Consider the following 10,707-nt stretch of genomic DNA (forward strand, 5'->3'; position numbering starts at 1 on the left):
TTCATTTTGTCTTGATACAAAACGAACCAAGAAATCAAGAACTCCCCTTTAGGAGTCCTGAAGTCCTTTGAAATCAATCATTTTCTGAAGAATTCAAAAAGCTTACCCCCGCAAGACTACACATACCCCGCTTTTGATTCACCCACCCTCCTTTATGAAAATATACCATCTCATAAAATCCTCAAGTTCTCTTACGAGGAAGCTATTAGGAACCCAAAATCTATCCTTTAACAACATGGGAACTTTAATTTTTCAATGGTTCCTTAGCCCATCTTAACAAATCCCTATAGCCCTAACATCTTCTTTAATTTCACTCCAATTCCCTTACTATTCTCCCCTACTTTTTCTTCCTCTTCAAACAAAATCCCTTTTACATTTAAATGATGACCGATTTGTTCTTTACCCACCTCTTGCTCAAATCCCACAATCTGACGTCGGTACTTACATAATTGACAATTCATATTGCCGGTTCCACTCTTGGCTTCTTCCAGACGTTCATCAAAAATGCGCAACAATAATTCATCGGTATTAAAACTATCTGTACATATTATTTTTGCCTTTTCATTAAGGAGGTGAAGGCTTGTTTGTTCGTAAATTCTTTCTAACAAGATACCCGTGAAAAAGAAGAAAGGAACAACAAAAATTCGATTAAAGGGAATCTGGCCCACCAAATCTAGTCCTTGCTTTACATCCGGATAAGCTGTACCAGAATAAGCCACGGTGCCAAATTTAAATCCCATACCTTCCCAAAGCATACTCATCAATTTATGGGCATCAGAATTGGCATCAGGATCGGTAGTTCCCCTACCAATTACCAATAGACAATCTTGGGAAAAGTCATTGCTCCCTTCCTGCAGCTGGGCTTGTTCTAAAATTCGCTTTTTAGCCAATTCTAACAAAGAGGCATGGACTCCTATTGGACTCCCCATTTTAATTTGGAGATCCTTATAATAACTTTGAATAGTGTTCAGCTCATAAGGAATATCATTTTTGGCATGAGCCCCAGCAAATAGGATTACAGGAAGGGCCAATATTTCCCTCACACCTCTTCGATACAGGCGTTCCACAGCAGCTTCATAAAGAGGGTGATTAAATTCCAAAAAACCATAATCTACCTCATAAGTGGAATATCTTTGGGTAAGGATTTTAACCAGATTCTTAAAAGCAGCTGTACCCGTAGCTTTTCGACTTCCATGACCACAAAGTAATATGCCCTTTTTACTCATTATACGATTGGTTTTGCATTTTTTCCAATAATAAAGATTACGGGCAAGGCCAGGTTCACTGATAAAATACCTTCTGGTGCTTCTGTAATTGGGCAAGATACCCAGGCTTCTTCTTCCCTCCCTACATTAGAAACAGCCGTAATGAAAATGGAATCATCCACGTATGGACTAAATCGTTGGCAAATTTTCTTTAGAGAAGTAAACCCCATATACATGACGAGGTTAGCACCTTGTGCCATCATTTCTCCCAAAGCATTCAGCTGTTCATCTGAATAATCAGCCGTATGGGCCGTACAAAATACAAAGGAACTGGACCGCAATCGTTCCGTGAGTGGAATGTTTAAAGAACATGCTGCCGCCAAACCTGCGGTTATCCCAGGAATAACTTCACAGGGTAAGCCTTTATCCTTCATATAACGAACTTCCTCTGCCGCTCGGCCATACACATAAGGATCTCCGGATTTCAACCGTACAACATGTTTACCTTCCCTATAGCTTTCCTCCATTGACTGGTTAATTTCAGCCTGGCGTTCAACTGGATTTCGCCCGTCCCCAAACTTCTTACCCACATATATCTTCTCTGCTTTTTCATTCAGATTAAGGATTGCGGCAGAAACAAGGTTATCATAGAAAATGATATCCGCTTCAAGAATAAGGCGATGTGCTTTTATGGTGAGTAAGTCCGGATCACCTGGGCCTGCTCCCACTATATTTATTTTTCTTGTTTTCAAGCCTAAAAAATTTAAAATAAATTGCGCTTTTTCTTTCGAGTTCTTCCCCTTTACCTCAACAACTTCATATCCCTTTTCACTATAATTTTGGTAAATCAAATCTCCTAAATGCAGGGCCTCCTCTAAACTTTGAGGCCTTTGAGGATCATTTCTATACCAACTACCATTTGGTTTTAACCAAAAAACAGTTTTTTCATAATTCCGAAACTCTTCAAAGCTTATCTCTAGGTCTTTGGCATAATACCTTTGATAGGCTTCCAAATCAAGTATTCCTCTATCATGAAAAAGAAAGCAGGAAGAATGGGTAATCTGAAAATTATTATTAAAAGCTTCTTTTGCCAAAACTGCAAACCGCTCAAAATCTTCCCATGGTAAGCCATTCCCTCCACTGTTCTGCTCCTTCTGAATTATCTTTCTGTGAACCTCTTCAGCTTTTCCAAACCCCATTCTTTCAAGCTGATTAATTAAAGTAGTTTTTCCACTACCCGGCCCACCAGTGATAATAATATGTTTTTGATCTTCATTCATAAATTCCACACAAAATCAGACACAACGCTACAAAAGGGTATTTAAGGTTGTATCATGTCCCTACGAAACAAATTGTATCAACACAATAAGTGCTACCATCAGCAGGCTTACCCCATGATTGGTTCTTACCGTAATTATTAAATCCTTTTTGGTTAATCTCTTCTCTGTTTCCCCGATAAAAGGCTTATTGACAAGCTGGCCATGGTAGTAATTGGGGCCTCCAAACCGAGCATTTAAAACTCCTGCTAATGCAGCTTCTGGATAGGCGGCATTGGGGCTACTATGGGCCTGACCAAAACGTAACATATAAACTAAGCCCCTTCTTGAAACATTAAGGATAACGATCAGTAATCCCGTCAAACGAGCCGGGATAAAATTGACAACATCATCAAGACGGGCAGCAAATTTGCCAAAGTCAATGTAGCGTCTATTTTTATATCCAATCATACTATCCAAAGTATTGACCATTTTATAAGCCATCATAGCAGGAAGCCCTCCTATTGCCAACCAAAACAAAGGAGCCACCACACCATCGCTTAGATTCTCCGAAAGTGTTTCCAAAGTAGCCCTCTTTACCTGTTGTTCACTCAACTTTTGAGTTTCCCTTCCCACAATCCAGCTCAACCTTTCCCTTCCTTGATCTAACCCCATTTCCAGAGCCTTCCAAACGGCCTTTCCTTCATCAATCAAGCAGCGATTTGCCAAGCAAAAATAAACACCCACTATTTCCACCACATAGTAAGCATATAGGTGCAACTTCTTTGCTAAAAAAAGTATGCCCCAACTCATGGTAAAAGTTAATCCCACTAAAAAGAGAGAAAGCATCATTCCCTTCCAAAAACGTTTATTGTCTCTGTTCCACTTTTTCTCTCCCCATCTAATGGCTTTACCCATAGCGCTTACGGGGTGAGGCCAATGATAGGGATCTCCAAAGATGAGGTCTAATATGTAAGCTATTGCTACCGTCATGGATTAAGGTTAACAAGATTATTCAAATTATAAGATTAGGAATAGATCGAAAATGGAAATAAATACCATCCATTGTCTATGCTTATGGATCTTTTCTAATCAATAATTTTAAAGGTTTTACTTTCAGTTTTCTCAAAGATTGAACTATAAACTTTTAGTCCTTCCAACAATAAGCGATTATTTTCTGGAGATTGTACTGACACCCTTATGTATTGTTCATTCAGTCCTACAAAATTAGAAGCATCCCGAATTAGAATTGCATAATTATGCAGCAAGAATTGCTTTAACTCCTTTGCTTTTCCTTTTTTTAACTTTAGCAGAAAATAATGGGTGCAAGTTGGGAGTACTTCCAATATTTTCAATTTCCTCAATTCGCCTATAATCTCATCTCTCCACTGATGCAATAATTTATAATCAGGTAATAATTCTCCAAAATGTGAAAGAATGTATTCCCCAGCATGTAAAGCTAAGGCATTGACTGACCAAGGCTCCATTTTTTGCCCTAAGTGCTCAATTATTTCCGGTGCGGCTAAAATATATCCCAAACGAATTCCAGGAACGGAAAATGTTTTGGTCAGGGACTTCACCACGATCAAATTTCTTTGGTCCTCCAAAAAAGGGACTACCGACTCTTCCCTTTCAGCAAAATCCATATAAGCTTCATCTACCACTATCAAAGCCTCCTGATTTTTAGCAGCAAATGAAAGTAGTTGTTGCACAGAAATTAACTTTCCATCGGGATTATTGGGATTTCCGATAAACAAGAGCTCCTTTTTAAATGGAAAATGTCTTTGCTCAAAAGGAACCCGTAAAGTACTCACCTTTAAACCAGCAGACAGACAGGCATCAGCATATTCCGCAAAAGAAGGCGCAAAAACTACAGCTTGCCTATCGGAAAAGGCCCTTGCTATCAAATAAAAGGCTGCTGTAGCCCCATTAGTCACCAACACCTTCCCATTTTGATGAAATTCCTCCAAACTCCTGCTGAGTGAATGAGCATCAGGTTCAGGATAGTGATCAATTGTGGTAATCTTCCCCTGTAAATATTCCTTAAGCCCTTCGTCTAAACCAAAAGGGGAAACATTAGAACTAAAATTTATCAATGATTTACCAATCTTTTGATCTTCATATAAGTAACCGTCATCTCCGTGTCCGTGCAGCATATCTAAGCATTTAAAAGATTAATCATATAGTCCAGGTCCAAATGCCTTCGAAGATGATCCGCAAGCTTGTCATATTGTTGTTGCTTAAAATCAGCCCAATTCAAGAGATCTTCAGACCTATTGCCTTTCTCTCTCAACAAATCGTCTAATACAACTGCATTATCCAATATTCCATGCAAATAGGTGCCCCAACACTGATCACTTAGCCAACAACCATCAGTGGTTCCATCCTGAAAATAGATCAAGGGATTTCCGCTACCAATCGTTTTTCCCATATGGACCTCATACCCTTTACAAGGAGTATCCAAGTCCCTATAAAGGAAAGTTCGTTCCACGGTTTGCTTTTCTTTTTCCAAAATGGTGTTTACTGGTAAAAGGCCCAAACCAGGATACCTTACCATTTCAGACTCCACCTGGTAAGGGTCCTCTATCCAACTCCCCATCATTTGGTAACCGCCGCAAATGCCAATTACTTTCTTTCCTGCCTTATGAGCATGTAATATAACCTCAGCAATCCCCTTTCTCCTAAGAAAATGAAGGTCTGCAATAGTGCTTTTCGTCCCTGGAAGGATCAAAATATCGGATGCAGCCAGTTCCTCTTTATCATGGCTATAAAAAAGATGCACTCTTTCGTCTCTCTCCAACCGGCTAAAATCCGTAAAGTTGGAAATATGGGGAAGCAGCACCACACCTATGTTAAGACGTTTTTCCACCGCCTTGCTAAATTTCTTTTTAAGCGAAACTGAATCTTCCTCCTCTATAAAAATATCTTTAAAATATGGAAGTAATCCAACAACTGGAATACCAGTCAAATCTTTAATCAAATTTTTACCTTCCTCAAAAAGGCTAGCATCCCCCCTAAATTTATTGATAATGATCCCTTTGATGTGTTTCCGTTCTTCGGGGTTTAGTAATTGAATACTCCCATAGACACTGGCGAACACTCCCCCCTTATCAATATCAGCCACTAAATAGACATCGGCCCCGGCGGCCATTGCCATACGCATATTGGAAATATCCCTTTTCTTTAGGTTTAATTCGGAAATACTTCCTGCCCCTTCCATAACAATAGGAGAATACTTCTCATGAAGTCGTTGAAAAGCGGCTTTAGCTTCTTCAAATAACTTTTCCTTATTGTTCCCTAAAAAATATTCCCTGGCAGATTGATTCCCTACTGGCTTTCCATTTAAAACAATCTGAGAAGATTTTTCCGAATTAGGTTTCAATAAGACAGGGTTCATGTCCGTATGAGAAGGAATGTTACAGGCTTCAGCTTGCACTGCCTGAGCACGTCCCAACTCTAGCCCTTCAGGAGTGACATAACTATTTAAAGACATGTTTTGAGCCTTAAAGGGCGCAGGTTGGTACCCCTCCTGTTTCAAAACACGACAAAAAGCAGTTGCCAGGACACTTTTTCCTACATCTGAAGCGGTCCCGACGAACATGACGGGCTTGAATTTATTCATTTTTAATTTTGGTTGATAAAAATCCTACATAGAGGCTCTTTTGGTCTCCAACTTAATGTTTTAGGCACCTATTTAGGTAATCTTATAGCTATTGGTTATCAATTTCTCCTAAAAAATTGTCCTGGCATTTATATCAAAGGTTGGGTAAGACTCTCCATTTCTCTTCTAGGACTATTCCTTTTCCCCCTAAATCAATAATATTATTAGATACCCCAGCCTTTTTTCTTAAACCTGGCAAGATATTTCGCACATAATCTTCATGCAAAACTTCGGTCTCCCAAAATGTAGCGACCAGATATCGAGTTGACTCCTCTTCAGCCACCGAAAATTCACCTCCTAACATCCCATTAGCTATCTGCATAGCCGGTAGCCAAATGGATTGTTGTACCTTCTCAAACTGTTCCTGCCTATCCTTTATCACTTTGCAGTCTGCAATTCTTAAAAATTGAGCTTTTGAAATTACCTCATTTAAACTTTTCTCCATTCCAACCATAGGCATTTTACCATTGAAATAACTAACCGAAATATTACTGTAAAAATCAGCCTGTCTATTTCTTTCAAAAACTTCATCATGGAGGGTTTGCATAAAACGTTCAAGGGCTGATTTATTTTTCCAAAAAGAAATAATACACGCTTCATTTTCACGGTTTTTATTCCATCCCCCAACTTGCCCCATTAAGCCCTGACTTTGCCCTATTTTAATCCATTCTACCTGGGCTTCAGAAAATGATTCCTTTTTATCCTCCTCCACTTGACAAACAATCCATTTGACGTACATGTATTTTAATTTTTTATAATAAAACAACTCATTTTTCCATACCACACTATATGTATTCAAGAACTTCTATGAGGGCTCACATCATTCCGTTATACAATCGGCCTCCTGCCAGATTTCCTGCAACTGTTCTTTTATTTCTTCCGAAGGATTTTGCCACATGCCCCGGTTTATAGCTTCCAACATTCTTTCGGACATGTCCCTCAGCGCCCAAGGATTATGCTCCTCCAAAAAAGCTTTATTTTTTGGGTCGGTCAGATAGGCCTTACTCATGCCCTCGTACATAAAATCCTCAATTTCGTTGGTAGTTGCATCCCAGGCAAAAAGATAATCCATGGTGGCAGCCTGTTCAAATGCTCCCTTATACCCGTGTTTGCGAATACTTTCTATCCATTTTGGATTTACTGCTCGTGATCGGTAAACTTTTAATAGCTCCTCCTTCAAGGATTTTACTTTGGGCTGTTCAATTTTACTATTATCGCCAAAGTATAAAGCAGGTTTTTCCCCTCTTTCCACGCTTACAGCGGCAGAAAGACCGCCTTGAAATTGATAATAATCATCACTATCCAATATATCATGCTCCCTGTTATCCTGATTATGCATAACAATTTGCATGTCTTTCAGTCTCCTACGGAAAGCCTCATGTGCGCTGACTCCCTTTTGGTCTGATCCATAGGCATAACTACTCCAATTAATATAAACATTAGCCAGATCACGTTCGTCTTTCCAGTTCTTTTCATCAATCAAAGCCTGTAATCCCGCCCCATAAGCTCCAGGTTTAGACCCAAATACCCTAAAAAGGGAACGATCTTTTGCTTGTTGTTCTCCAATGCCTTTACCTTTCCACCAACTTTTTTCCTCAACAAACCGCTTACGAATGGGGTTATCATCAAAATCTTCGTCCAGATGGGCCACCTTCTCTACTGCAGCCTGAAAAAGATTAATCAAATCAGGGAAAGCGTCCCTAAAAAAACCTGAGATTCGGAGGGTTACATCCACCCTTGGGCGGCCCAACTGCATGAGGGAAATCACCTCAAAATCCACCACCCTACGATTCATTTTTTGCCAAACAGGACGAACACCTATTAAGGCCATTGCCTGGGCCAAATCGTCTCCTCCTGTTCGCATGGTAGACGTTCCCCAAGTACTAATACCGATCGTTTCTGGATATTCTCCATGCTCTTGTAAATAGCGTTCAATAATTAGAGAAGCCGAACGCTCGCCAATTTTCCAGGCCGCCTGAGTTGGGACCGTACGAGTATCAACTGAATAAAAATTTCTTCCAGTAGGCAGAATATCAGCTCTGCCACGAGTAGGAGCCCCTGAAGGACCAGAAGGAACAAAAGCTCCTGATAACCCCTTTATAAGGTTTTTTATTTCCTCATCTGTTGCGAGGATTTTAGGCAAAGTGTAATTCAGAATACAAGCTTTTACCTCATCCAAAGCATTTCCTTTTCCTGGAGCATCTCCGGTTTCAACTAATTGCCGAACCCATACACGGGCTTTTTCCTCCAGCCAGGTCAGCCACTTTCCTGCATTCCTAAAAGAAGTACCCTCTGCCTCCACTTCGATACTATCTGTTGGGGGAATTAAGACGGGGTCTTCCATAGTCCCATATTCCAATGCCAAAGCATGAATTAAACCTTTGCTTTCCAACAATGGACTACGATGCAAAGCGATGAGCAAGTCAACTAGAGATTCTCCCTTGGGAGGAAGCCCATAAATATGCAAACCTTCCCTGATTTGAGCCTCTTTCAATTCACAAAGATATCCGTCTAATTTCATCAAGATATCGTCAGGATCGGAAGCATCCATATTCAAGTCCTGGTCTAGTTTTTCTTGTTGAACAAGACTTTGTATTTGCTGACGGATTACATCTGCCCGCTTTTGATCCAATTGGGCGGCATCGTAATACTCATCGACGAGATGTTCAAGTTTAATTAAACCACCGTAGGTTTCCGCCCTTGTCATAGGAGGCACCAAATGATCTAAAATAATAGCCTGGGTTCTTCTCTTTGCCTGTGCCCCTTCACCCGGATCATTGATTATAAAGGGGTAAAAATGAGGTATGGGAGCTAAAATATTAGTTGGAAAACAAGTTTCTTTACCTAAGGCCAGGCTTTTGCCAGGTAACCATTCCAAATTACCATGTTTTCCAATATGAACCACAGCATGAGCTTGGAACTGCTCTTGCAACCAGCAATAATAAGCCAAATATTGCCAGGTGGGAGGTAGATCCGGAGAGTGATAAATGGCCTGAGGATCCATATTAAAACCTCTTGCCGGTTGAATACTTACAAAAATATTTCCCGTTTGAAAACCTGGAATTATTATTCCCTCATCTGTAAAATAAGGGGAACCTTCTAATGAACCCCACTGCTGATTAATCTTTTGCAATAAGTCCTTCGGCCATTTTTGAAGCCAACTTTGGAAAATCTCTAATGAGCAAAGTAACTGATAAGGGCGTTGATAAGTGGTGCCAGAATCATTAGTCACCAAGTAAGTGAGCGTTTCCATGAGCTCCTTGGAATCTTCAGGAAATTGATCCCCACAATCATATCCACTATCTTTTAAAGATTGGAGAATGCGAATACAACTGGCAGGAGTGTCCAAACCTACTCCATTAGCCAGTCGACTATCCTTATTTGGATAATTGGGTAAAACAAGAGCAATGTGCTTTTTCCTGTTTTCCAATTCCTGTAAATTCACCCAATATTTTGAGGCCTTAACCACATGAACTATTCCTTCAAAGAAAGGACTATAACTAATTATATCACTGTCAGTTAAAGAATCTTTTCCAGAAGATTCTTTAAAAGAAATTGGTTTAGAAATAATTCGACCATCTACTTCCGGAAGCGCAATATTCATGGCTACATCTACCGGAGTAAGACCATAAGATCCTTCCTTCCAATCTTCATATGTATTAGAGGCAAGGATCGCCTGGATAACCGGTACATTCAAGCGATCAAAGAGTTGTTCGGTGGTAGTCTCTTCTCCAATATTCTTAATAGAAAAACCCGTGGTGTTTAAAATTACTGAAGGCTTAAGCGAAGACTTCAACTGCTTTTCCAATTGCCCTACCAAAGATTTATCACGTAGCCCCTGTATAAATAGAACTGGTGCAAAAAGCTTATTTTTTTGACAATGTTTTTGAAGCTCCTCAAAGACTGTCAAATTCCCAGACAAAAAGTGAGAGCGGTAGGCAATGATTGGTGAAAAGGAATAACCCTGTGGCATTAATTGAGCAATACCTTTTGCAAAAATTCCTTTTCCGGAAGTCCACCAAAAGAGCTCCGGAAACTCCTGTGGTGCATCCACTTCAAGTATTTTACCCAAAAAATGTTTACTCAAAAAACTCAAGCAAGCTTTCATATTATGAACACCACCAAGATCAAAATAACGACTCACCTGCTGTTGCACATGCAAAGGTTCGGAACTCATTTGCAATAATTCCGGATCGGGCTCAAAAGCCCCATGCATTAACAAAGGAATATTTCTTTCCCCACATAAATCCTTTAAAGCCTCTGCCAAATAAGCGTAATAGGAACGTCCACCCAACATCCTCACTACCACCAAACGAGCCTGAGAGATTACTTCCTCCAAATAGGTATCTATAGTGAGCTCCTTTTTGAGATATATCAGGTTGGCCATACGCAAAACAGGTAAATCTTCCTGTTCGTTCTTTAAGCTTGCATAAGCCTTATTCAAAGCAGCAATTTCCGTGTCGGCAGCTGTTAAAATGACAATATCACCAGCTGACTGTTCTATATGAAAAACACCCTCATCGTTGGGGTCCCAACCCCCGGGAATTGTTGCGATTAAATGCATTTAAAAAATTTTAAAGTTTTT

Annotated in this window: 7 protein-coding genes; all 7 read right to left on the reverse strand. The window is 40.0% G+C overall.

Annotated features, from left to right (window positions below; all coding sequences use genetic code 11):
* Positions 1 to 284: 284 nt before the first annotated feature.
* Complete coding sequence (locus E1171_RS16205) at positions 285 to 1,226, reverse strand: sirohydrochlorin chelatase (protein ID WP_155207097.1); 942 nt, start codon at positions 1,224 to 1,226, stop codon at positions 285 to 287.
* On the reverse strand, positions 1,226 to 2,485 hold the full coding sequence (gene cobA, locus E1171_RS16210; RefSeq protein ID WP_155207098.1) for a uroporphyrinogen-III C-methyltransferase: 1,260 nt from the start codon (positions 2,483 to 2,485) through the stop codon (positions 1,226 to 1,228). Before cobA ends, E1171_RS16205 begins: the two co-directional genes overlap by 1 nt.
* Before the next feature lie 60 nt (positions 2,486 to 2,545).
* On the reverse strand, positions 2,546 to 3,454 hold the full coding sequence (cbiB, locus tag E1171_RS16215) for an adenosylcobinamide-phosphate synthase CbiB (protein WP_155207099.1): 909 nt from the start codon (positions 3,452 to 3,454) through the stop codon (positions 2,546 to 2,548).
* A gap of 95 nt (positions 3,455 to 3,549) precedes the next feature.
* Positions 3,550 to 4,617 (reverse strand): pyridoxal phosphate-dependent aminotransferase, encoded by a 1,068-nt coding sequence (locus E1171_RS16220; RefSeq protein ID WP_155207100.1) that lies wholly within the window; start codon positions 4,615 to 4,617, stop codon positions 3,550 to 3,552.
* Between the two features lie 2 nt (positions 4,618 to 4,619).
* A complete protein-coding gene (locus tag E1171_RS16225) occupies positions 4,620 to 6,083 on the reverse strand; it encodes a cobyric acid synthase (RefSeq protein WP_155207101.1) in 1,464 nt (487 codons plus the stop codon).
* 133 nt (positions 6,084 to 6,216) lie between these two features.
* The gene (locus E1171_RS16230; RefSeq protein WP_155207102.1) at positions 6,217 to 6,861 is read right to left on the reverse strand and encodes a DUF4937 domain-containing protein; all 645 of its coding nucleotides are present in this window, start codon (positions 6,859 to 6,861) and stop codon (positions 6,217 to 6,219) included.
* Positions 6,862 to 6,942: 81 nt separating this feature from the next.
* Positions 6,943 to 10,686 (reverse strand): cobaltochelatase subunit CobN, encoded by a 3,744-nt coding sequence (cobN, locus tag E1171_RS16235; RefSeq protein WP_155207103.1) that lies wholly within the window; start codon positions 10,684 to 10,686, stop codon positions 6,943 to 6,945.
* Positions 10,687 to 10,707 lie beyond the last annotated feature (21 nt).

This window comes from Xanthovirga aplysinae (genome assembly GCF_009711365.1).
Lineage (GTDB): Bacteria > Bacteroidota > Bacteroidia > Cytophagales > Cyclobacteriaceae > Xanthovirga > Xanthovirga aplysinae.